Source organism: Acinetobacter wanghuae, from assembly GCF_009557235.1.
Taxonomy (GTDB): Bacteria; Pseudomonadota; Gammaproteobacteria; order Pseudomonadales; family Moraxellaceae; genus Acinetobacter; species Acinetobacter wanghuae.
Genome location: NZ_CP045650.1, coordinates 2,586,512 through 2,611,328 on the forward strand (window position 1 = coordinate 2,586,512; position 24,817 = coordinate 2,611,328).

Sequence of the window (24,817 nt, forward strand, 5' to 3'; positions counted from 1 at the left end):
TGATCTGAATCAATATAAAAAAAGCATGCACATAGCATGCTTTTTTATTTTTAGCTCATGGCTTTAATATTACGACCTGCATATGAACGCGGTCGTTTCATCTCGTTGACTGAATTCGAGCTTGAATCAATCATTGAAAATGCTTGTTCACCTAAGAAATCCTGCCTTAACTGTTGATATTCTGGCACATTGTCATAACGTATCACGCGGTAACCTGCCATCGTCAGTAAAGCATCTTCGTATTGCGATTGCTGTGGACGCTTTAACACTAAAGGATCATCTACAGCGACAATCGCAATGATGTGATGCTGTTGGTCTAAAACCACAAAGTCTGCCACTAAGTTACGGTATTTATTACGGGTTCGATAAAATTTCGTTGTCAGCAAGGTATCGTAGGACACATGTGCCAATACAGTTTTTTCAGATAGTATTTCTTTTAAGCGCGTATAGGTCAGCTGTTCATTAAAATTAAAAATTGCACGTTGTTTCAAAATACTGTCTTGTCTTTTTGCGCGATTGCCGAGTTGTCTCCATGCGATGATTAACGCAAAAAAGAGTAACAAACTCCCAATGAGAATATAAATAGCCATGCCATTGTCCTTTGAATTCTTATAGTCATTTTTGTTTTATAAGAATCAGTATAGATCCATTTTTTATAATTGAGGCGTTTAGAACCATTCTTGTAAGATACATATACATGCTGTATCAAAACAACTTAAGTTCGCAACATTTGCTAAAACATCAGCCTATACTGAGTCAAAAGAGATCCTTCTCTCTTGTCTACCTAAATCTAAAGCATTTCTCAGACATATCGCAATACTATCCTCTTCATTTGTCGGACAATTCCGATAAACAGTACTTTTCGCATATTTATGTCTTTATTCATCAGCCTACGTCGCTTCAATAAACATGATCTTGGAATGAACTGACAAAATGAACGCAATAAAAAAGGCACCGAAGTGCCTTTTTGAATATACATCTAGATCACGTCATACATTAAGCACGTGATTTAGACTTTGATTTATTACCTGTAAATGGTTTTTTCGCATCACCTGTTTCGCGTGGTGGTAAACCGGTATATTGCGTTAAGATTTGACCACGCTCAGGACGTTTCTTGGTGTTTGAAGGACGACCTTGAGCCTGTGCGGCTTTAGTTCGGTTACCTTGTTCACCGTTACGTTTTGCAGAATCACCTGCCACAGTCGAATTCTTTTTACGAGCCGATTGATACTGCCCTTCGGTGCTAGATGCAGGTTGATACGTCGGGATCAAATGATGCTTCGAGTTACCAATCAGATCTGCACGTCCCATTTCTTTTAATGCTTCACGCAGTAATGGCCAGTTATTGGCATCATGGTAACGCAAGAATGCTTTATGCAAACGACGACGTTTATCACCTTTTACAATATCTACGGTCTCTGTATAACGCGCGACTTTGGCAAGTGGGTTCTTACCCGTGTGATACATGGTGGTTGCAGTTGCCATTGGTGATGGATAGAAAGTTTGTACCTGATCGGCACGGAAACCATTCTTTTTCAGCCAAATCGCAAGATTCATCATATCGTAATCGGTTGTGCCTGGATGCGCTGCGATGAAGTAAGGGATAAGGTATTGTTCTTTACCTGCTTCCTTACTAAAGCGATCGAACATTTGTTTGAAACGGTCATACGTCCCAATACCCGGCTTCATCATTTTATTGAGTGGGCCCTTTTCGGTATGTTCAGGTGCAATCTTAAGGTAACCACCAACGTGATGCGTCACCAATTCTTTCACGTATTCAGGGTTTAATACCGCTAAGTCATAACGTAAACCTGAACCAATCAGAATCTTTTTAATACCTGGTAAAGAACGTGCTTTACGATATAACTGGGTCAATGGCGCATGATCAGTATGTAGGTTTTGACATACCCCCGGGAACACACACGATGGCTTACGACAATTCTTTTCAATCTCAGGATCTTTACACGCCAAACGATACATGTTGGCAGTCGGGCCGCCTAAATCGGAAATAATGCCGGTAAAGCCCGGTGCAGTATCACGAATTTTTTCAACTTCACGTAAAATCGATTCTTCAGAACGGTTCTGAATAATACGACCTTCATGCTCAGTAATCGAACAGAAGGTACATCCGCCAAAACAGCCACGCATGATGTTCACAGAGAACTTAATCATGTCAAAAGCGGGGAAACGTGCCTGACCATAAGATGGATGTGGAAGACGTGCATAAGGCAAATCAAACACATAATCCATTTCTTCCGTGGTTAACGGAATTGGAGGCGCATTCAGCCAAACATCACGTTCGCCATGCTTTTGAACCAAAGCACGCGCATTACCCGGATTGGTTTCTAAATGCAAAATACGATTGGCATGTGCATACAACACAGGATCTGCTGCCACTTCTTCAAAAGCAGGCAGGCGAATAACAGATAATTCACGTGGCGGTAATTTATGTTTTATCGCTTTAGATGCGGGCTGAAGTTGTACAATTTGAGTATCAGAATCTAGATTATCGCCTTCACGTACAATCGGATTCGCAACAGGTTCTTTTTGGAAACCTTGATATTGGGTACTTTCTTTACCCTTTTCAATTTCACAGCCGTCTAAATCTTCAGTCATCACATATGGGTTGATGATTGGATCAACACGACCAACGCTATCGACATCATTCGATGCAATTTCGACAAATTTGGCTTTCGATGCACGGTTATTTTTATTGACAATAAATGCCGTACCACGAACATCAGTAATATCTGTGATTTTTTCACCACGCGCCAAACGATGCATAATTTCAGTGATCGAACGCTCACCATTACCATACATCAAAAGGTCGGCCTTTGAATCCATCAAAACTGAACGACGAACTTTGTCTGACCAATAATCATAATGTGCGATACGACGCAGTGATGCTTCGATACCACCTAAAAGTACAGGTACATCAGGGTAAGCTTCACGTACACGTTGACAATACACAGTTGCTGCACGGTCTGGACGTTTATTTGGCACATTATCTGGTGAATAAGCATCATCTGAACGAATTTTACGGTCAGCCGTATAACGGTTAATCATGGAATCCATGTTCCCTGCCGTTACACCCCAAGCAATATTCGGTTTACCGAGCACGCGGAACGCATCCACGTTCGTCCAGTCAGGCTGTGCAATAATGCCAACACGGAAGCCTTGCGCCTCCAAGGTACGACCAATGATGCCTGAACAAAATGACGGATGATCGATATAAGCATCGCCACAAACTAAAATAAAATCACAACTGTCCCAACCGAGTTGATCCATTTCTTCGCGTGACATCGGCAAAAATGGCGCTGGGTCGAAACATGACGCCCAATATTTGTCGTAATCAAACAACGCTTTAGGCGCTGTCTGCATGGTATAAGCAGTAGACATGGCTAGCAAATTCTCGGCTGGCAGATGATAGGAGATCTAAAATTAGATCAAAGATGAAAGCCGACTATTTTAGCATGAATTAGACCGAGCTTGCTTGATTATAATTTATACAAATATTTAGAATGACTGATGATTAGGAATGAATGATGAATATTTTTGAGTCCTAATTCTTCTTTTTCTAAGCGATATACCTAAAAAATTTCAGGTTTTTATACCTGGTATGGCTTAATTTTCTAGATTAATTATTTTTTATATATTCCAACTTTCTTCCCCACAAAGAAAAAACCCCCTCAATCTTTTGATTGAGGGGGTTTTCGAATTAATGAGCTGGCGATGACTTACTCTCACATGGGTAATCCCACACTACCATCAGCGCTAAGAGGTTTCACTTCTGAGTTCGGGAAGGGATCAGGTGGTTCACTCTTGCTATTGTCGCCAGCACAACTGTTTATGATTACTCGCTATGGTCTTAGTTGCTTTCGCATGCCTAGCTTTGGTCAAAAGAGTTATTAACAGAGATATTTGAGTATCGATGCGTTGCTTAATTTTACTTAGCTTTCAAACTAAATCAAGTTGTTTTGTAGTGATTTCGACTACAACACCAACTGTTTGGGTGTTGTATAGTCAAGCCTCACGAGCAATTAGTATTGGTCAGCTTCATACATCACTGCACTTCCACATCCAACCTATCAACGTCGTAGTCTTCAACGGCTCTTTAGAGGACATAAAGTCCTTGGGAAATCTTATCTTGAGGTAGGCTTCCCGCTTAGATGCTTTCAGCGGTTATCCCTTCCGAACATAGCTACCCGGCGATGCGACTGGCGTCACAACCGGTACACCAGAGGTTCGTCCACTCTGGTCCTCTCGTACTAGGAGCAGATCCTCTCAAATTTCCAACGCCCACGGTAGATAGGGACCGAACTGTCTCACGACGTTCTAAACCCAGCTCGCGTACCTCTTTAAATGGCGAACAGCCATACCCTTGGGACCTGCTTCAGCCCCAGGATGAGATGAGCCGACATCGAGGTGCCAAACACCGCCGTCGATATGAACTCTTGGGCGGTATCAGCCTGTTATCCCCAGAGTACCTTTTATCCGTTGAGCGATGGCCCTTCCATACAGAACCACCGGATCACTAAGACCTACTTTCGTACCTGCTCGACTTGTGGGTCTCGCAGTTAAGCGCGCTTTTGCCTTTATACTCTACGCGTGATTTCCGACCACGCTGAGCGCACCTTCGTACTCCTCCGTTACTCTTTAGGAGGAGACCGCCCCAGTCAAACTACCCACCAGACATGGTCCTCGCTCCAGATTATGGAGCAGAGTTAGAACCTCAATATTACCAGGGTGGTATTTCAAGATTGGCTCCATCGCAACTAGCGTCACGACTTCAAAGCCTCCCACCTATCCTACACAAGTAAGATCAAAGTTCAATGTCAAGCTGCAGTAAAGGTTCACGGGGTCTTTCCGTCTAGCCGCGGGTACACCGCATCTTCACGGCGAATTCGATTTCACTGAGTCTCTGCTGGAGACAGCGCCCCCATCATTATGCCATTCGTGCAGGTCGGAACTTACCCGACAAGGAATTTCGCTACCTTAGGACCGTTATAGTTACGGCCGCCGTTTACTGGGGCTTCGATCAATAGCTTCGCTTGCGCTAACCACATCAATTAACCTTCCAGCACCGGGCAGGCATCACACCCTATACGTCCACTTTCGTGTTTGCAGAGTGCTATGTTTTTAATAAACAGTTGCAGGGGCCTGGTTTCTGTGGCTGTCAACCGCTCAGGAAGTAAATTCCGTCACCGTCGACAGCGTACCTTCTCCCGAAGTTACGGTACCATTTTGCCTAGTTCCTTCAGCAGAGTTCTCTCAAGCGCTTTGGTCTACTCGACCTGACCACCTGTGTCGGTTTCGGGTACGATTCCTGTGTAACTGAAGCTTAGAGACTTTTCCTGGAAGTATGGTATCAGCCACTTCGCTGTACAAGTACAGCTTGCTATCAACTCTCAGCATAGAGCACCCCGGATTTGCCTAAGATGCATGCCTACTGTCTTTCACCTGGACAACCAACGCCAGGCTGACTTAACCTTCTCCGTCCTCTCATCGCATTACACAGAAGTATTGGAATATTAACCAATTTCCCATCGACTACGCCTCTCGGCCTCGCCTTAGGGGTCGACTCACCCAGCCCCGATTAACGTTGGACTGGAACCCTTGGTCTTTCAGCGAACGAGTTTTTCACTCGTTTTGTCGTTACTCACGTCAGCATTCGCACTTCTGATACCTCCAGCAGACTTCTCAATCCACCTTCATCGGCTTACAGAACGCTCCCCTACCACTTGCAATAAATTGCAAATCCGCAGCTTCGGCATATAGTTTTAGCCCCGTTACATCTTCCGCGCAGGCCGACTCGACTAGTGAGCTATTACGCTTTCTTTAAAGGGTGGCTGCTTCTAAGCCAACCTCCTAGCTGTCTATGCCTTCCCACATCGTTTCCCACTTAACTATAATTTTGGGGCCTTAGCTGGCGGTCTGGATTGTTTTCCTCTTGACTACGGACGTTAGCACCCGCAGTCTGTCTCCCGGATAGTACTCATTGGTATTCGGAGTTTGCATCGGTTTGGTAAGTCGGGATGACCCCCTAGCCGAAACAGTGCTCTACCCCCAATGGTATTCGTCCGAGGCGCTACCTAAATAGCTTTCGGGGAGAACCAGCTATCACCGAGTTTGATTAGCCTTTCACCCCTATCCACAAGTCATCCCCTGGCTTTTCAACGACAGTGGGTTCGGTCCTCCAGTTAGTGTTACCCAACCTTCAACCTGCTCATGGATAGATCACCCGGTTTCGGGTCTACACCCAGCAACTAAACGCCCTATTAAGACTCGATTTCTCTACGGCTCCCCTATTCGGTTAACCTTGCTACTGAATGTAAGTCGCTGACCCATTATACAAAAGGTACGCAGTCACCGGACACAATGCCGGCTCCCACTGCTTGTATGCATGCGGTTTCAGGATCTATTTCACTCCCTCACAGGGTTCTTTTCGCCTTTCCCTCACGGTACTGGTTCACTATCGGTCAGTCAGGAGTATTTAGCCTTGGAGGATGGTCCCCCCATATTCAGACAAGGTTTCACGTGCCTCGCCCTACTCGTCATCATTACATAAGCCCTTTCGTGTACGGGAATATCACCCTCTACGTTCGCACTTCCCAGAGCGTTCCACTAAAGCTTATGTAACTTAATGGGCTGATCCCCGTTCGCTCGCCGCTACTAAGGGAATCTCAATTGATTTCTTTTCCTAAGGGTACTGAGATGTTTCACTTCCCCTCGTTCGCCTTGCATGACTATGTATTCATCATGCAATACCTACCTTATGGTAAGTGGGTTTCCCCATTCAGACATCTCCGGATCACAGGATATTTGCCGCCTCCCCGGAGCTTTTCGCAGGCTATTACGTCTTTCATCGCCTCTGACTGCCAAGGCATCCACCACATGCACTTAATTACTTGACTATACAACCCCAAACAGTCGACGGTACCTACAAGGAGCACCTTCAACATACAGTTCGAAGTACTGTGAATCTAATCACTGTACAGCTTCAATCAAAATCATATACCAAAACGCTTGATTCAGTTAATCGCTAGTTTCTCATCACTTCTTATTCAACCACTCACTTAGCTTACGCTTTGTAAGTTGTTGTTTAATTAGCTCTGAGCCTTAAACAATTTATTTCAACTCAAATATATTCTGTTAATGATTGTCTACGTCCTCATCGGATCGTAGCAACTGTGATAAATCACAGAGATTACCAAGTGCGCGTATCATAACGCTTATACTTGTTAATCTCTAGAATCTAAACACTTGACAGCTCAAGGACTAATCAACCTCAGCACCGTATGATCACATACTGCGCGAAGCGTAGCTTCTTGCCTAAATTTCAAGGAAAAGCATGCTTTTCTTGTCTTGAAATTTGGTGGAGACTAACGGAGTCGAACCGTTGACCTCCTGCGTGCAAAGCAGGCGCTCTACCAACTAAGCTAAGTCCCCAGCTTATCATTTAGATCAATGTATCTGATTTCTGTTTTGCAGATGGTGGGTCTGACAAGACTTGAACTTGTGACCCCACGCTTATCAAGCGTGTGCTCTAACCAACTGAGCTACAGACCCTCAGGTACATCGTATGAAGAACAACTTGTTGTGGATTCTTACCAATCGTCAATCTTTCGTTAAGGAGGTGATCCAGCCGCAGGTTCCCCTACGGCTACCTTGTTACGACTTCACCCCAGTCGTCGGCCACACCGTGGTAACCGCCCTCAATTAAGTTAGGCTAGCTACTTCTGGTGCAACAAACTCCCATGGTGTGACGGGCGGTGTGTACAAGGCCCGGGAACGTATTCACCGCGGCATTCTGATCCGCGATTACTAGCGATTCCGACTTCATGGAGTCGAGTTGCAGACTCCAATCCGGACTACGATCGGCTTTTTGAGATTAGCATCCTATCGCTAGGTAGCAACCCTTTGTACCGACCATTGTAGCACGTGTGTAGCCCTGGTCGTAAGGGCCATGATGACTTGACGTCGTCCCCGCCTTCCTCCAGTTTGTCACTGGCAGTATCCTTAAAGTTCCCGGCTTAACCCGCTGGCAAATAAGGAAAAGGGTTGCGCTCGTTGCGGGACTTAACCCAACATCTCACGACACGAGCTGACGACAGCCATGCAGCACCTGTATGTAAGCTCCCGAAGGCACCAATCCATCTCTGGAAAGTTCTTACTATGTCAAGACCAGGTAAGGTTCTTCGCGTTGCATCGAATTAAACCACATGCTCCACCGCTTGTGCGGGCCCCCGTCAATTCATTTGAGTTTTAGTCTTGCGACCGTACTCCCCAGGCGGTCTACTTATCGCGTTAGCTGCGCCACTAAAGTCTCAAAGACCCCAACGGCTAGTAGACATCGTTTACGGCATGGACTACCAGGGTATCTAATCCTGTTTGCTCCCCATGCTTTCGTGCCTCAGTGTCAGTATTAGGCCAGATGGCTGCCTTCGCCATCGGTATTCCTCCAGATCTCTACGCATTTCACCGCTACACCTGGAATTCTACCATCCTCTCCCATACTCTAGCCAACCAGTATCGAATGCAATTCCTAAGTTAAGCTCAGGGATTTCACATTTGACTTAATTGGCCACCTACGCACGCTTTACGCCCAGTAAATCCGATTAACGCTCGCACCCTCTGTATTACCGCGGCTGCTGGCACAGAGTTAGCCGGTGCTTATTCTGCGAGTAACGTCCACGCACCTAGAGTATTAGTCTAGGGCGCCTCCTCCTCGCTTAAAGTGCTTTACAACCAAAAGGCCTTCTTCACACACGCGGCATGGCTGGATCAGGGTTCCCCCCATTGTCCAATATTCCCCACTGCTGCCTCCCGTAGGAGTCTGGGCCGTGTCTCAGTCCCAGTGTGGCGGATCATCCTCTCAGACCCGCTACAGATCGTCGCCTTGGTAGGCCTTTACCCCACCAACTAGCTAATCTGACTTAGGCTCATCCATTAACGCAAGGTCCGAAGATCCCCTGCTTTCCCCCGTAGGGCGTATGCGGTATTAGCAGTCGTTTCCAACTGTTGTCCCCCATTAATGGGCAGATTCCTAAGTATTACTCACCCGTCCGCCGCTGAATCCAGTAGCAAGCTACTTTCATCCGCTCGACTTGCATGTGTTAAGCCTGCCGCCAGCGTTCAATCTGAGCCATGATCAAACTCTTCAGTTTAAAATCAGTAGTAGCTTAAAGGCTACCAATCTTGGCTCATCAATTTTCTGACAAATATTTCTCAAATAAACTTCGAGTAATTTCTACCATCAATCAATGAAAATAATTTCGATCAATCAATCAGTAAAAATCCACACAAGTTGTTCTTCATAATCTCTTAATGATCTTCTTGTTGGTTCGTCACCAGCAAGCTAGGTCGGCTATATTACACTAGATTTATCTAGTGTCAATCAGTAATTCAAATTATTTTAAACTTTCTTTCTAAAATCAATTCTTAACATCTTGTGCTAAGCCATTGTTTTACCAGAAGTTTTAATCTTCATCACTGCCGATGGATGTGCATTCTACAGTATTTCAGATCCCTTGCAACACCTTTTTAAAAAGTTTTAAAACGCATGTTTATTTTATAAACCATAAAATAACTAAGATATTGTTTTATAACTAAAATTTATTTTAATTAATTTTAAAATATCATTTTGAGCACATATAATTTGATGCAAGTTATTGATATATAATATTTTTATACCAAAAACCAGCCTTAAGCCACTTTAGATTCACTGTAATAAACAGCATTTTGTATATATAGAGATCAAAAATAAGATACATCTCCATTTTTTAATCTGTGCTTATCCTTCCCTTTATTATTATAAATTTAGGTTTTGCCTTCTAAACAATGCTTATAAATATGCAAAACCACGTCACTAAATTCTCTTAATACATATTGCACCCATAGATCTGAATAAAAATTCAATTCTGTCGATAAGCGATAATCAATGCGTAGGATTAATTTTGTTTGATTTGGATTGATGGCTTCTAAGCGATAATCTGTTGTCAACAAATTAAAATACGCTCCGCCAATTTCAATATGATCATCTAAAGATCCTTTAGGGAAAGATTCTGGTGCAAATCGATACGTCCACATTAACTTTTCAGGTGCTTTTGACTGAATAATCTTTTCTTCAAAATAAATTCCACGTTCCCAATGGATTTGGCGTACTGAACCTTGATCTGTACATACTGTCATACCCGATTGTGGTTTAGGAAAGCCCATTGTAAAAATTGGACTGTATTTGATTTCATTGGGTTGAATATTTTGAATATGATTAATTGCCGCAAAGACCTGCTCTCGCGATGCATCGATGACTAATGATTTCGTGGTATAGCCTTGATGATACTGAGTGATATTGGGTAAAAACAGTAAGCCCAATAATGGTAACAAGCCAATTGAATAGATTCTTTTATAGGGTTTCCATATTTTTCGACATAGGCTTCGCATGAAAAATGCACCAAGCAATGCCAACACAAAATAAATTGGCGCAGCCATAATTAAGCAAATCACGCCTTCTTTTAAGACAATTCCCCCTAAAATAAGTAAGACCAACACGATCAAAGACTGCCGTTTTAAGATCTGACCATCACTGGCATTTCGATTAAATGACAAAATGTATTCACTGATTGCGCCCACACTTAAAGGAAATAAGATGAGAAATGACATCGACATCATTTTTCCGGTATAACGTGCTAACAATGAGATAATTAAAAAATACAACATTGCCAGCACAAAGATGGGAAGAACGACTTTAATGAAAGGACGTTTACTGTACTGCGATTCAATTTAAAGTTTTGGCGAATGGTCTTTTAGGCAAATCAACTTATGGTGCGGATAATCTACCGCTTTATAAATTTCAATTTTTTGATAATGATCACTCAGTTGTTGATAAAAAGCTTGCTCAAATTCTGCCGTCCAATCCAACTCTAAAATAAGCACCTCGTGTTCTTGCATAAGAACATCAAAATATTGTTGTAATTTTTCCATTTTATAGCGATATATTATTTATATCTTGACATATTGCCTGAAGTTACCGTTCTAAAACAATAACTTCAGATTTTTTTAAACTTGAAAAATTAAAACTTCATACTGATTCGAGCCCAGTAATTCCGTCCAATATTATTAAATTGTTCAGTGGTGGGTAAGCCTGTACCTGATGCACCCATTTTATTTAGGTGCTCGGTATAAGCGCGGTCGAGCACATTGTCGATGCCAACTGAAAGATCCACACCATTAGATAGGTTATACGTACCATTTAAAGACAAAGTACCAAAGCCTGAACTTTTCTTATTGTCATAACCTACGATGTTACCTTCACGTTCACTTATCCGATTTTGACTATCGGCCATGCGCCAATAAGCACCCAAAGTGTAACGGTCTTGAATGTAACGAAGATTCACGCGACCTTCTAAGGGTGCAATTTGTGGCAACGGCGTATTGTTCGTAGTGTTTTCACCCCATGCATACATGACACTCACATCTGCCTGAATCGCATCGGTAAACTGATAACCAACCCCTGCTTCTGCACCTGCAATGACGGCATCAACATTTCGTGTCTCGGCTTTATCGTCTGCATTGTATTTGGTCAAGATAAAATCTTGGATCAAACCTGTATACGCTGATGCCCAAGAACTGAAATTACCATGCGCATGTTGATAGCCTAAATCCAACTGTAGCGTTTTCTCGGTATCGATACTTTTAAAGGTATTTGAATTGCCATTGCCTGATACAGGACTAAAGAGTTCCCAATAATCTGGCATACGTTCTACATAACCAAGTCCGATATAAGTTTTGCCATCGTCATGTTCAGGGTGAATATTTTCAAAACGCAAGAAAGCACTTGGTAATAACTGTTGACGCGATTGATGACTTTGAACTGCATTGACATCAACCTGATCTAAACGTAGACCTGTGACAAATTGATTATCGTTGCCTAGGTCATAGGTCAGCTCACCAAATGCGCCGATGGATTGGAATTCCATATCCGTCTGACGGGGCTGCTTTTTATAACTGTTATGCATCCCCTTACGAATGCTATGTTCATTGTTTTGCGTATCGACACCTGAAATCAGTGTGATCTTTTCCCATTCACTTGTCATGGCAACACGTGCATTGAGTGTTTTACGTGCCACATTGGTTGCCATTGGCATCTTCATCATGGGGGTTGGCGTAAATTCACGTAGGCTGAAATTATCCATGACATGGTCATTAAAATTGTAATTGACTTGCGCCTCAATTTTTTTGATCACATCGCTGATGTTTTTCTTTTCAACACGCAGTCCTAAACTTTCACGCGCAAATTTGGAGCCGTCCATCTCACGCCCCGCATACACCGCTTCACCATCGGCTTTACCACCGGTGAGTTCAAGCCATGTATCTTTATCAGGTGTCCAACCCAAAGCGATGTCTGTATTCCAACGCTCCCAATCTGATGGAACAGTCGTGCCATTACCATCTTTATAACTATTAGATACTGAACGATTGGTATTCAAGCGAACATATTTTTTCTCATCGCCTGCTGCGACTTCAATATTCTGATCTAAACGTCCAAACGAACCGAGTAATACACTGGCTTGACCGCGGTAATTTTTATTTTCATCAAACTGTTCAGGTGTACGCTCAAAAATGACTGTCGCTGCTGAACCGGTGTTGGCATATTGAACCGTTTGCGGACCTTTAATCACAGAAATACGATCATAGCTTTCAGGAGAAATATAAGACGTCGGTGAATCCATACGACTTGGACATGCGCCTAAGTTTTCTGTGCCATCGGTGAGAATTTTAATGCGCGAACCAAACATACCACGGAATGTCACGTCACCATTGGTGCCTGCCCCACTGTTTACCGCGCTAAAGCCGACAATACTTTGTAAATAGTCTGCGCCATCGGTTGCAGGAACTGGCTGAATCGGCTGTTTAGGATCGGCACGAACAATTAAACCATTGGCATCACGCTCCATTTGGGTAGTAACCACAATAGGCGCTAGTGTGTGTACAGGCATTACATCATCTGCTGTCGTCTGCACATTGGCAAAAACGAGTGGTGAATAACATGCAATGCAAATCGCAGCCGTAAGCGGCTGTAACAAGAATGTAGGCTGAGCCATTTTCTATCTCACTGAATACATAAATTAAGCAGGACTTGAATCAATGAAGACTCAAGAAAAAACGGATTTATGCAAACAGTGGTGGCGCACGCCCTTGAGGCATTAAAAAGAGTTGCTGAAGGACAAACCAAATGTGCTTAAAGGCTTTTTGAAATGCAATTAAGCGCACTTGAATACGATCAAGAACTTCTTTGATATCTAGATGCGGTGGCAAAACCAAATTGCCGTACACGGTACAGTACTGACATTGATGACTTGGATCATGATGGTCATGACCAGTATCTAGAGATTGGACATGCATGCTGTGGTCAGCATGATGTGAATGAGATGTATGTTTTGCTTCTGATGTAGGCAATAAAAGTGCACGCGTGATGGTTTCACAGACTGGTGCAATTTGATATTGCACAGGCAGCAAAGGCTGTAAAAACACAGCAATCTGTAAAAATACCGCTGTCAGACACAGCAGTAATCCAGCACGAAAAAACACAAGCGAACCTTGATATTTGTCTAAGCCAAGTATAACAAAGCCCAATCAAAATTGGGCTTTGTAACAGATCAAAAACACCAAAAAGCGTTTTAGCGTTTTACTGCAACTTTTTCTTTTTGGCGTTGACGTGCTGCTTTTTCAATTTTTTCACGCGCACGTTGGCGTTTCAACGGCGATAGATAATCAACAAATAATTTACCATTTAAGTGATCCATCTCATGTTGAATGCACACTGCAAGCAGCTCATCAGCTTCCAACTCGAAGGCTTCACCATCAAGATTAATCGCCTCGATTTTTACACGTGACGGACGCTCAACTTTATCGTATATTTGAGGTACAGATAGACAGCCTTCTTCATATGGCTGTGTTTCTTCAGTTAAGGGTGTTATTTTGGGGTTAATAAACACCAATGGTTGATCTTTATTTTCAGATAAGTCCATGACAATCAGCTGAATATGACGATCTACTTGAGTCGCAGCTAAACCAATGCCTGGCGCTTCATACATGGTTTCAAACATATCTGCAGCGAGCTGACGAATTTCATCAGTGACTTCTTCGACTGGTTGTGCAATGGTACGAAGACGGGGATCGGGGAAACTTAAAATAGGTAATAAGGCCATACTGCGTCCTCAATTATGCCATTGATCAAAAAACCAAATGAAGGGAATGCTTCATCAAAAAAATCGGTGTAAGATCTTTATTATAACGCAACTACATACATAATTTTAGGAATTATGATAATGAAAAAGGTTTTCGTGGGCACGCCAATTTTTAGTGCTGTGGGGTTAAAAAAACAAATGCTTGCACTCGCGGTTTCTGTCGGTGTGAGCTTAGGAACTGTGTCCATTGCTGAGGCAGCACCGGCACGTAATATTAATCCGCCATCGCTTAAAGCAAATGCACCTCAAGTTTATGTCGTCAAAAAAGGCGATACACTTTGGGATATTTCCAAAAAATTCTTGAAAAACCCAGTACGCTGGCGTGAAATTTGGGCAAGCAACCGACACGTTAAAAATCCGCACTGGATTTTCCCGGGTGACCGCCTACTCATGTGTACCTATAACGGCAAACCGATTATTGGTAAAGATGAAGGTGATGGTTGTGCCGGCATCATCAGTCGTTATACAGGTAGTACAAAAGTAGAACCACAAATTCGTGTTGAGTCACTCAACAATACGATTCCTGTTATTCCGCTCCAACATATTAAAAACTGGCTACAACACAGCATGATTCTGCCTGCCGATACATTGGACGGCGTGCCTTATATTATTGGTGCAGCAGATGAACGCGTATTGGCTGCAAAAGACCAAACTGTTTATGCCCGTGGAAATGGCTTAGTCGTAGGTCAACGCTATGCGGTCTATCACGAAGGCGAACCGTACATTTTCACTGATGCCAACGGCGTGAAATACAATGCAGGCGTAGAACTCAACCAAGTCGCATCCGCTGTTGCTGTACGTGGTCAAGATGGAATTACAACGCTTGAACTCACTGACAGTTATGATCGTGAAGTGCGTCGCGGTGATCGTGTTCTACCTGAATATGACCCAATGCTACCAAGCTTATTCTATCCAACCAGCGCGGATAACATCACTCCGGGTGGTATTGTCGTTCGAGTTCAAGGCTCTATTGGCACAGCAGCGCGCCATAGTGTCGTCACGATTGACCGTGGAACAACCCATGGCGTTCAAATCGGTGATGTATTCAATGTGAATAAACAAGGTCAAATTGTCACTGACCCTAAAACCCAAGAACGTATTGCACTTCCAACAGAACAAGTCGGTAGCATCATGGTGTTTAAAGCATTTGATAATTTAAGCTATGCCTATGTATTGGAAAGTGCTTTACCGATGAAAGTGGGTTCAAGCATTCAACCGCCATTACTTGATGAATAAGCCCTAAAACATTTCAATCTGTTCATAAGTTTAAGTCAAAATTTGGCTTAAACTTAGCCCAATAATAAGAAGACGTTATTTATAGGTCTCGATATGCTGAACTCGTTATCAAAGATGCAATTAGACACACTCACCTTATGGTATTTGGTTCAGCATTCACTTTCGAGCTTCTATAAAATTCGTGCTCATTATGCGCATTTGGCTGAAGCCATTCAGCCAGATCAAACCGCTGTTTGGCAATCTTTAGGTATTCATGCCAATCATGTACAGCGGCTTCAAGATTTCCACCAAGAAGAATCACAACGTAAATTTGAACGCTGCATTGCGCTTACACAACAATATTGTGACTTCATCTTACTCGATACAGATATTGATTATCCGCAGCAACTTAGTCATTACTCTGATAAGCCCCCGATCCTGTTTGGACAAGGTCAAGCAGATAGCTTGTTACAGGCACAAATCGCAATTGTAGGCAGCCGCAAGCCCAGTCATCATGGTCGCCAAGTGGCTTATGATTTTGCCTTTTACTTAAGTGAGCAAGGCTTTTATATCAATAGTGGACTGGCACAAGGCATTGATGAAGCAGCCCATCGTGCTGGTCTTTTGCATCAGCGTACTATCGCCGTGATGGGTACAGGACTTGATCAGACTTATCCCTCTTCGAATCAAGTATTACGCCAACAACTATTAGCAGAAGGCGGCACAGTCATTACTGAGTTTTTGCCTGAGACTCCGCCACTTCAGCATCATTTTCCACGGCGTAATCGTATTGTTAGTGGATTAAGCCTAGGCGTGATTGTGGCGGAAGCGACCTTAAAGAGTGGCTCGCTCATTACGGCAAAACTCGCAGCGGAACAAGGCAAAACTATTTTTGCGATTCCGGGACATATTTACAGTGAACATCATCAAGGTTGCCACCAACTGATTCGGGAAGGTGCGATTTTGATCGACCATCCGCAACAAGTGATTGAAGACTTAGCCCTCGCCACACAATGGCAATCCTTACAAAATGAGATACATCGTGAAGCACCCACAGTTGAGACAACTCATATTCCAGCGCATTTAATTGCGCTTTACAATCAATTGGATTGGGTGGGACAAGATCTAGATCAGCTGAGTTTACAACTACAATTCGATGTTGCGTCATTAACAGCACAATTGATGGAACTGGAACTTTTAGGTCTATGCACGCAGCAATCGGGAATGTTTGTGCGTTGTCGTCCACACAAATAAGGTTCACAATAATGACTTATTGTCATTTTATTAAAGGACTCTCCCATGATTACCACCTCTGTTGCTGAAGCAGCGAAAGCCCTGCAAGCGGGTGAGGTATTGGCATATCCGACAGAAGCTGTATGGGGTTTGGGCTGTGACCCATTCAATGAACAAGCATTTTCAGAAATTCTACGTCTAAAACAACGTCCGATTGAAAAAGGCGTGATTTTATTGGCAGCCAATATTGCACAAGTTGAACATTTATTTGCAGGGCTGTCTGAAACAACCAAAGCACAGATTATTGATTCATGGACCAATCGCGGCCCTTCAGAACGTGCCACTACGTGGTTATTGCCTGCAAGTAGCGACATTCCAACATGGATTAAAGGTAACCATCCTAAAGTCGCTGTTCGAGTCACCACACATCCTTTATGTGTCGCGCTTTGTCAGGCATTTGGCGGTTTTATCGTATCAACCAGTGCCAATCCTGCCGGACTTGAACCTGCGCGCTCACTACAAGATTCCATTGCGTATTTTGAACAAGATTTGCATTATTTAAATGGTGATTTAGGCTTGAGCCAACAACCAAGTCGAATTTTGGATGCAGTAACAGGTGAAGTGATTCGCGCTTAAGCGAATCACCTTCTATATATTGAAAATAAGACAAAAGTTTAAGACAAAAAAAAGCTCAGCCATATAGGGACGGCTGAGCATAAAAAAGGATGTGCATAAATCACATCCAGAGGGTTCGAAAATCTCTGGGAGTTTGATAATTCAGGAAATTTTCTGAGTCATCATTCTCGATGGACGTATTATGGGAGAAAGCTTGAACAACAACAAATACAATAAAATGATCTATTAATAGCTATTAACTATTAATAGAATGAATGATTCAAGTAAAATTCAAAATATCTTGCTATTTTTACTTCAATTTTAAAAATAAGCTTATTTTTAAAGAGCTGCTTTTCAGTTAAAAAAATAAGCCAAACAAGTGAAACCAATATAAAAAAGACTATTCGATTGTTTATTTTTTAATCAATACTGCAAAATTCATATGAATGATCACGTCAATTTTGGCTTGGGACTATATTGCGCCAACAAAATCCCGAGCAAAATGACCACGCCACCCACAGTATGATAAATCGTCCACGATTCGCCTAACCATACATACGCAATCATGGCAGTGAAAATAGGCATGAGGTTCATAAAGATACTACTGCGATTAGGTCCAAGCTGTTGTACCGCCATCATCCACAATAAAGGTGCGGCAATTGAAGGAAAAATACCAGCATAGGCAATACTTGCCACATTATTCACATTAATCGCATCCAATCCCATAAATGCAATGAATGGCAGATGCATGATTAAAGCAAAACAGATTTGAATATATAAGCTTGAAACCAACGGAATTTGAATTTGCCATTTTTTGAGTAAAACCCCGTAGCAGGCATAGAAAAAGACCGCAAGCAGCATCATTAAATCGCCAATATAACTATCCCCGAGCGAAAGTACATGTGCCCACTGCCCTTGTGCCATCACATACATCAGCCCAATTAAAGACAATAGACTGCCTAAAATTGCAGTGATTGAGGGGCGAATTTTTAAAATAAACACGCCCACAATAATGGTAAACACGGGAATAAAGGCATTAATCAGCCCCATATTGGTTGCACTGGTATAATGTGCCGAGCTATAAGCCAAACCTTGATAAAACACCATGCCCAAAGCACCGAGGAGTGCCAGATGTCCTAAATAAGGACGAATGTCAGGCCATTGTTTTTTGATGCACCTATATACAAAAGGCGTCATGACCAAGAATGCTAAAACCCAACGATAAAAACTAATACTTAACGGAGAAATATAGTCAGCTACATAACGATTGACCGTCATATTCAAAGACCAAATTAAAACCGCCATCAATGGCAAGAGAAAAGCCCATGCCATCGTTTTTTGTTGCTGTGTCATAGCACCCTAACCCACTGTCTGATCTTTTATAAACATAAAGATCTTTATATTGCTGTACAGCATAATGGAATTGTCATGTGATTTTCAGCTTTTGTCTGTGATTTAAATCGATTGTTTACGGCTCTCATCTTGTACTTCAAATCAATACCCGTTAAAACATGGGGTAAACAACAATCTATTGATAGGACATTCAATGAGTACTTCTGTTTACGATATTCCAGTGAAAACCATTCAAGGTAACGAAACCACGCTCAACCAATATGAAGGGAAAGTCCTATTGATTGTGAATACAGCGTCTAAATGTGGTTTAACGCCACAATATGAAGGGTTGCAAAAACTGTATGCGGCTGAAAAAGCTAATGGTTTAGAGATTCTTGGTTTTCCATCGAATGACTTTTTAGCGCAAGAGCCAGGCAGCGAAGCAGATATTCAAGAGTTCTGCTCGCTTAATTATCAAGTTGAATTCCCACTGTTTGCGAAAATTCCAGTGGTGGGCGATGCCAAACATCCGCTTTATGCGGCTCTTACCCAAGCCATTCCTGAACGTATTGGTGAAGGTCCTTGGCATAAAGATTTAGTGGATTACGGTCTTACCCCAAATGAGCCACCTGAAGTGCTATGGAACTTTGAAAAATTCTTGGTCAACAAGCAAGGTGAAGTTGTGGCACGCTTTGCTCCGGATATTACAGCGGATGACGCCCGTATTGTCGATGCCATCCAAGCTGAACTTTCGAAGTAAGACTCATCATTGTGTCAGTATTTTGCCAAGCGCAAGGTACTGACATTTCTAATTTTTCAAAATTTAAAATAACAAAGGCTCTTTTCTCAATCTTCTTAATTTCTTCTTTATTTTTATATTTCACCTACATCGCATTCACCATTACTCACCAGATGACGCCTATGATCAACCTATCAACCCAATGCCATAGATCATCAAGGTGACGTATGAATACATTTTTAAAAGCAATTGTTTTATCAATTTCGACTGCTTTAGTTGCCGCACCGGTGATGGCTGCTCCGCAAGAACACCAACCGAATAAGCATTATACGCAGCAACAACATAAAGCACCGATGCAACCACAACAACTGCATAAAAACCCACACCATAAACCTGTTGCTAAAAAAGCGATTAATCCATCACGCGATTGGAGAGTCGGTCAAAAAGTTCCGAATCAACACTTTAGTCAATCCTATAAAGTGGATCATAAACAGTATAAAAAATTGAGTAAACCGGGCAGAAACCAGCAATGGATTAAAGTAAATGGCGACTACATTTTGACGAACGTAAAAACGCATAACATTATTAAAATCATTGCGGGTTAATACCCACAATCTCGGTGAAGGAAGAGCGCTACGGCGCTCTTTTTTATTTTTTGATCAATCAAACCAAGAGTTTTGTTGTGGCTTTGCAATTCTTCACCGTATCTGCCACATTGGTGTTTATATTCATTCATATGCGATTTCACTTGAGCCTCTCATGAAAAATATAATTCAGAACAGCGTGTTGCCTTTTGCTTTATTTGCCGGTGCACTGGCACTTTTCGGTTGCGACCAAGTCGCCGCCCCTGAATCGCATAGCCAAACGACTGAATCTGAAACGACAGTTGCAACATCAGCGCAAAGCCAAGAGCAAGCAGTCGAACTCAAAAGCGGCAATATGTTTTATATCATTCGTGATGTCGCAGATTTTCAGCTAAAAGCTGGCGATTATGTCGAACAGCTCAAACAAACCCAAACTGAATTACAAACTGCGGTGAATGCTCAAGATACTGCACAGCTTCAGCAAACAGCGACCGCACTCGAATCGCAATTAAAAGGCTTTAATGACGCATTGACCGGCTTAAATTTAAAAAGTCAGGAAATTGATCAAGTTCGCTCTAAAATTATGACGGCCAATGAACAAGTCTTAGCTTCACCGTTCTTAAATGGCGATGTAGATTTAAGTAAAGTTGATTTCAAACAAATTGAACAACAAATGGGAAATGTTCAATCCGAAATGATCAAACTTGCTGGCATGTTGCTTGAAAATGGCGGCAATACAGCAGAAGAATCGAGTGACAATAGCTAAAATTCGTAATGCATCTTTGAGATGTATCGACTCTCATTCATAAGCTTACAGTTTTAATATAGATCGCGTGCTGAAAGCTATTTACAGTCAATGTAATAAATAGCCATAACGATGATTCAAACTGTGGAGCTTATGCATGTCGAATCCTTTGATTTACAGTGTTGTTCCGATCGAGTTTCGACTAGATCTTAAAGATCCTTTTATTTTTTGCGCCCATCACATTGACCATTACCCCAAAGGCAATGCTGATTTAGGCCCTGCCACCCCTGCACTCAATAAAGAATACAACATGTATTATGGTGAGACCGTTCCCGGTTTCCCTGAGCATCCACATACCGGTTTTGAAACCATCACGTTGGTCGAACAAGGTTATGTCGATCATTTTGACTCTTTAGGAAATGCTGGACGTTATACCGAAGGTGATGTGCAATGGCTCACCACAGGCAATGGGGTTGAACATTGTGAAATGTTTCCTTTGCTGCATGAAGACCGTGAAAATCCGTTTGAGTTATTTCAAATTTGGTTCAATTCATCACCTGAGCAAAAGAAACAGCCCGCCGACTATAGAATGTTTTGGCGTGAGCAAATTCCGCATGTCTTTGAATCAGATCCTGAAGATCGAAAGTCGGATATTCGCGTCATTTCAGGTGCGTTTAAACACACCGATGCGATTCCTCGCCCACCACATTCTTGGGCTGCCGCAGCAGAAAATAAAGTCAACATTTACCTCATTACCCTAGCGCCTGAAGCTGAACTGACCATTCCCGCAACCACTGCAACATCCAACCGATTCTGCTATTTCTATGAAGGCAAAACTTTAGATGTTGAAGATCAAACCATTGATTTTAAACATTTGGTCGAACTCAAAGCGGATGCAGATATTCATTTAAAAAGCGGGCTTTTAGAGTCACGGATTTTGTGGCTTGAAGGTGAACCAATTAATGCACCTGTTGCTATGCGTGGACCTTTTGTTCTAAACAGCAATGAAGAACTCGATGCTGCATTTCGACGTTATCGTGAAACGCATTTTGGTGAATGGCCTTGGCCTAGCCCTGCCCCAGTCTTTGAAAAAGTGCAGCCACGTTTTGCCACTTATAATGGCGGTGAACGTAAAGAATTCCCTGAGCAGCTTTAACTTGCCAAACTGAATAAAAACAGCCTATTGTGTCATTTACTCTAGGCTTTTTTTTATAACTCAATTTCTATGCAACTCATTATTTTTACAGGTGTTCAAGCGTCAGGAAAGTCGAGTTTTTATTTACTGAATTTGGCGCATAGTCATTTGCGCATTAATTTAGATATGCTGAAAACAAGGCATCGTGAAAATATGATTTTTGAAGCATGTTTGGCATCTAAAACCAAAACAGTCATTGATAATACCAACCCCACCAAAGCAGACCGAGCGCGTTATATTCAGCGAGCAAAAGACGTAGGCTTTGAAGTCATTTCTTATTATTTTGAAACGGATTTAAGCAGTACGTTGGAACGGAATAGCCATCGTATCGGTAAAGCCAATATTCTTGAAGTGGGTGTAAGGGCAACTTATAAGAAGCTAGAAGTTCCAAGTTTAGATGAAGGTTTTGATGAGATTTTTAAGGTAAAGATTGTAGGAAATGGGGAGTTTAATTTTTCTAGGTTAATCGCTACCTTATAAATAATATGATCCAATATTTTTTAACTAATTTAATATATTCAAAAACTTATTAAAATATAAAAACTTAAGTCTTATATCTGATTTTAGTTCCAGTACTTATATTCATCTCTATTTTATGTCTTATCAAACACGCCAATGAAAAATATTTTAATTAGTTTTTTATTTATATTTTCGTGCAATGTACATGCTTATGCACCAGAACCTACCAAGCAAGACCTCAGAGAATATTTAATGCTTATGAAGCATTTTAGTTTTGAGTTCAATGCATTTATCAAATCCGCTGAAGCATTAGTACAAGATGAAGTTAATTTTGATGATCCCAAAACCCAAATTGAACTTTGTAATGTTGTCCAATCAGCAAAGTTAATTCATCATCTAGTGACCAATCGAAAAGTTCACCCAAAGTTTGCATTTGATCTTGAAAGTAAAGCAAAAACCACCCAACTGCTTGAATCATCGCTAGGCTTACGCGATCAACTTAGAAAGCATAACCACTATTGTCCATAATTTGTGTGATATCACTTCGCTTCATGCATAAAAAAACCACCCTTTCGGGTGGTTTTTTTAATCTCAAACCGTCTCTTATTGAGCGCGGTTTTTGATTTTGCGGATCGTTTCGAGCTGAGCAGCAGTTTCTGCAAGAGCAGCCAATGCAGCAGCAGCGTCCAAATCGCTCTTTTGATTTGCAAGCAAGCTTTCAGCGTTTTTACGCGCTTCAAGAATTGCAGCTTCATCTAAGTTGTCAGCACGAATTGCAGTATCTGCAAGAATCGTAACAACGTGCGGTTGAACTTCAAGAACACCACCCGATACATAGATTAACTCTTCTGTACCGTTTTCCAACAGAACGCGGATTGCGCCCGGTTGAAGCAAAGTTACTAGCGGAGCGTGACCAGGCATAATACCTAACTCACCGCCAGCACCTTTAGCAATTAGCATAGTTACAGTGCCTGAGTACAAAGACTCTTTAACACTTACAACGTCACATTGCATAGTCGCCATGAGAATCTCCTAAATTAGGGAACTAATTAAAGTTTCTCAGCTTTAGCAATAACTTCGTCAATACCACCAACCATGTAGAACGCTTGTTCTGGGATGTGATCGTATTCACCAGCTAGAAGACCTTTAAAGCCACGAATCGTTTCTTTAAGAGATACTAATTTACCAGGCGCGCCAGTAAATACTTCAGCTACGTGGAACGGTTGAGAGAAGAAACGTTGGATTTTACGCGCACGGTAAACAACCAATTTATCTTCTTCTGCAAGCTCATCCATACCAAGAATTGCGATAATGTCTTTCAATTCTTTATAACGTTGAAGAACGTTTTGAACTGAACGAGCAATTTCGTAATGCTCTTGACCAACAACTAGCGGGTCAAGCTGGCGTGAAGTTGAGTCAAGTGGATCGATCGCTGGGTAAATACCAGAAGATGCGATGTCACGGCTCAATACTACAGTTGCGTCTAAGTGAGCGAAGGTAGTTGCAGGCGATGGATCTGTTAAGTCATCGGCAGGTACGTATACCGCTTGGATTGACGTAATAGAACCAGACTTAGTCGATGTAATACGTTCTTGAAGAACACCCATCTCTTCTGCAAGCGTAGGCTGGTAACCTACAGCAGATGGCATACGACCTAGAAGTGCTGATACTTCAGTACCCGCTAGTGTATAACGATAGATGTTATCTACGAACAATAGTACGTCACGGCCTTTACCGTTTTCGTCTTTCTCGTCACGGAAATATTCAGCCATAGTCAAACCAGTCAACGCTACGCGTAAACGGTTACCTGGTGGCTCGTTCATCTGACCGTAGACCATTGCTACTTTGTCAAGAACGTTAGAATCTTTCATTTCGTGATAGAAGTCATTACCTTCACGAGTACGTTCACCAACACCAGCAAACACAGATAAACCTGAGTGAGCTTTCGCGATGTTGTTGATCAATTCCATCATGTTTACAGTTTTACCAACACCGGCACCACCGAACAGACCAACTTTACCACCTTTCGCAAACGGGCATAGTAAGTCGATGACTTTAATACCAGTTTCTAAAAGGTCAGTAGAAGCTGCTTGTTCAGCATAAGAAGGTGCTGAGCGGTGAATTGGTAAACGCTCTTCAGTCGCAACAGGACCAGCTTCGTCGATTGGGCGACCAAGAACGTCCATGATACGACCCAAACATGCTGTACCTACAGGTACAGAGATTGGAGCGCCAGTGTTAACTACGTTCAAACCACGCTTAAGGCCTTCAGTAGAACCCATTGCAATAGTACGAACTACGCCATCACCAAGTTGTTGCTGAACTTCTAAAGTAGTTTCAGTACCATCTACTTGGAGAGCGTCATAGATCTTAGGAACGCTGTTGCGTTCAAACTCGACGTCGATTACCGCGCCGATGATCTGAATGATACGACCGCTATTCATTGCTGTC

The 24,817-nt window shown here is 42.3% G+C and carries 19 protein-coding genes, 2 tRNA genes and 3 rRNA genes; 9 read left to right on the plus strand and 15 right to left on the minus strand.

The features are described 5' to 3' along the window. Window positions 1–50: 50 nt before the first annotated feature. The 12 genes from GFH30_RS12375 to def form a co-directional block, all read right to left on the minus strand. Window positions 51–590, minus strand: coding sequence for a DUF2726 domain-containing protein (locus GFH30_RS12375; protein ID WP_153373032.1), 540 nt, complete (start codon window positions 588–590; stop codon window positions 51–53). A 406-nt stretch (window positions 591–996) separates the two neighbouring features. Further along, window positions 997–3,399: a YgiQ family radical SAM protein gene (locus tag GFH30_RS12380; protein WP_153373034.1), complete on the minus strand. Its 2,403-nt coding sequence runs from the start codon at window positions 3,397–3,399 to the stop codon at window positions 997–999. A 325-nt stretch (window positions 3,400–3,724) separates the two neighbouring features. After that, a 5S ribosomal RNA gene (gene rrf / locus GFH30_RS12385) occupies window positions 3,725–3,839 on the minus strand. 180 nt (window positions 3,840–4,019) lie between these two features. Beyond that, window positions 4,020–6,914: ribosomal RNA gene (locus GFH30_RS12390) — 23S ribosomal RNA — on the minus strand. 459 nt (window positions 6,915–7,373) lie between these two features. Beyond that, a tRNA-Ala gene (locus GFH30_RS12395) sits at window positions 7,374–7,449 on the minus strand. 43 nt (window positions 7,450–7,492) lie between these two features. Next, window positions 7,493–7,569, minus strand: a tRNA-Ile gene (locus tag GFH30_RS12400). Between the two features lie 60 nt (window positions 7,570–7,629). Further along, a 16S ribosomal RNA gene (locus GFH30_RS12405) occupies window positions 7,630–9,167 on the minus strand. The 16S, 23S and 5S rRNA genes sit together here with 2 tRNA genes alongside, the layout of an rRNA operon. Window positions 9,168–9,819: 652 nt before the next feature. Continuing rightward, window positions 9,820–10,719, minus strand: a complete 900-nt coding sequence (locus GFH30_RS12410) for an SRPBCC family protein (RefSeq protein ID WP_227551506.1) — start codon at window positions 10,717–10,719, stop codon at window positions 9,820–9,822. A gap of 63 nt (window positions 10,720–10,782) precedes the next feature. Then, the gene (locus GFH30_RS13475; protein ID WP_227551509.1) at window positions 10,783–10,950 is read right to left on the minus strand and encodes a hypothetical protein; all 168 of its coding nucleotides are present in this window, start codon (window positions 10,948–10,950) and stop codon (window positions 10,783–10,785) included. Between the two features lie 122 nt (window positions 10,951–11,072). Next, window positions 11,073–13,103, minus strand: coding sequence for a TonB-dependent copper receptor (locus tag GFH30_RS12415; RefSeq protein ID WP_153373036.1), 2,031 nt, complete (start codon window positions 13,101–13,103; stop codon window positions 11,073–11,075). 67 nt (window positions 13,104–13,170) lie between these two features. Then, entirely contained in the window at window positions 13,171–13,590 is a 420-nt protein-coding gene (locus GFH30_RS12420; RefSeq protein ID WP_153373038.1) for a DUF2946 family protein, read from the minus strand. Window positions 13,591–13,679: 89 nt separating this feature from the next. Next, window positions 13,680–14,210: a peptide deformylase gene (gene def, locus GFH30_RS12425; RefSeq protein WP_153373040.1), complete on the minus strand. Its 531-nt coding sequence runs from the start codon at window positions 14,208–14,210 to the stop codon at window positions 13,680–13,682. A gap of 120 nt (window positions 14,211–14,330) precedes the next feature. Between def and GFH30_RS12430 the strand changes: the two genes are divergently transcribed. The 3 genes from GFH30_RS12430 (at window position 14,331) to GFH30_RS12440 (ending at window position 17,333) form a co-directional block, all read left to right on the plus strand. Then, entirely contained in the window at window positions 14,331–15,485 is a 1,155-nt protein-coding gene (locus tag GFH30_RS12430) for a LysM peptidoglycan-binding domain-containing protein (protein ID WP_153373041.1), read from the plus strand. 93 nt (window positions 15,486–15,578) lie between these two features. Beyond that, window positions 15,579–16,718, plus strand: coding sequence for a DNA-processing protein DprA (gene dprA, locus GFH30_RS12435; protein ID WP_153373043.1), 1,140 nt, complete (start codon window positions 15,579–15,581; stop codon window positions 16,716–16,718). Between the two features lie 45 nt (window positions 16,719–16,763). After that, the gene (locus GFH30_RS12440) at window positions 16,764–17,333 is read left to right on the plus strand and encodes a Sua5/YciO/YrdC/YwlC family protein (protein ID WP_153373045.1); all 570 of its coding nucleotides are present in this window, start codon (window positions 16,764–16,766) and stop codon (window positions 17,331–17,333) included. A gap of 429 nt (window positions 17,334–17,762) precedes the next feature. On the opposite strand, the gene GFH30_RS12445 is transcribed toward GFH30_RS12440, so the two are convergent. Further along, entirely contained in the window at window positions 17,763–18,665 is a 903-nt protein-coding gene (locus GFH30_RS12445) for a DMT family transporter (RefSeq protein WP_153373047.1), read from the minus strand. Between the two features lie 193 nt (window positions 18,666–18,858). Between GFH30_RS12445 and GFH30_RS12450 the strand changes: the two genes are divergently transcribed. From GFH30_RS12450 to GFH30_RS12475, 6 genes are all read left to right on the plus strand, one after another. Next, a complete protein-coding gene (locus GFH30_RS12450; protein ID WP_153373049.1) occupies window positions 18,859–19,404 on the plus strand; it encodes a glutathione peroxidase in 546 nt (181 codons plus the stop codon). A gap of 206 nt (window positions 19,405–19,610) precedes the next feature. After that, entirely contained in the window at window positions 19,611–19,988 is a 378-nt protein-coding gene (locus GFH30_RS12455; RefSeq protein WP_153373051.1) for an RcnB family protein, read from the plus strand. A 154-nt stretch (window positions 19,989–20,142) separates the two neighbouring features. Next, window positions 20,143–20,733: a hypothetical protein gene (locus tag GFH30_RS12460; RefSeq protein ID WP_153373052.1), complete on the plus strand. Its 591-nt coding sequence runs from the start codon at window positions 20,143–20,145 to the stop codon at window positions 20,731–20,733. Window positions 20,734–20,869: 136 nt separating this feature from the next. Beyond that, window positions 20,870–21,868: a pirin family protein gene (locus GFH30_RS12465; protein WP_153373054.1), complete on the plus strand. Its 999-nt coding sequence runs from the start codon at window positions 20,870–20,872 to the stop codon at window positions 21,866–21,868. A 69-nt stretch (window positions 21,869–21,937) separates the two neighbouring features. Continuing rightward, window positions 21,938–22,387: an AAA family ATPase gene (locus tag GFH30_RS12470; RefSeq protein WP_153373056.1), complete on the plus strand. Its 450-nt coding sequence runs from the start codon at window positions 21,938–21,940 to the stop codon at window positions 22,385–22,387. A 135-nt stretch (window positions 22,388–22,522) separates the two neighbouring features. Beyond that, window positions 22,523–22,894 (plus strand): hypothetical protein, encoded by a 372-nt coding sequence (locus GFH30_RS12475; RefSeq protein WP_153373058.1) that lies wholly within the window; start codon window positions 22,523–22,525, stop codon window positions 22,892–22,894. Window positions 22,895–22,969: 75 nt separating this feature from the next. Here GFH30_RS12475 and GFH30_RS12480 read toward each other — a convergent pair whose 3' ends face one another. Next, a complete protein-coding gene (locus GFH30_RS12480; RefSeq protein ID WP_153373060.1) occupies window positions 22,970–23,389 on the minus strand; it encodes a F0F1 ATP synthase subunit epsilon in 420 nt (139 codons plus the stop codon). 26 nt (window positions 23,390–23,415) lie between these two features. Then, window positions 23,416–24,810 (minus strand): F0F1 ATP synthase subunit beta, encoded by a 1,395-nt coding sequence (atpD, locus tag GFH30_RS12485; RefSeq protein ID WP_153373062.1) that lies wholly within the window; start codon window positions 24,808–24,810, stop codon window positions 23,416–23,418. Window positions 24,811–24,817 lie beyond the last annotated feature (7 nt).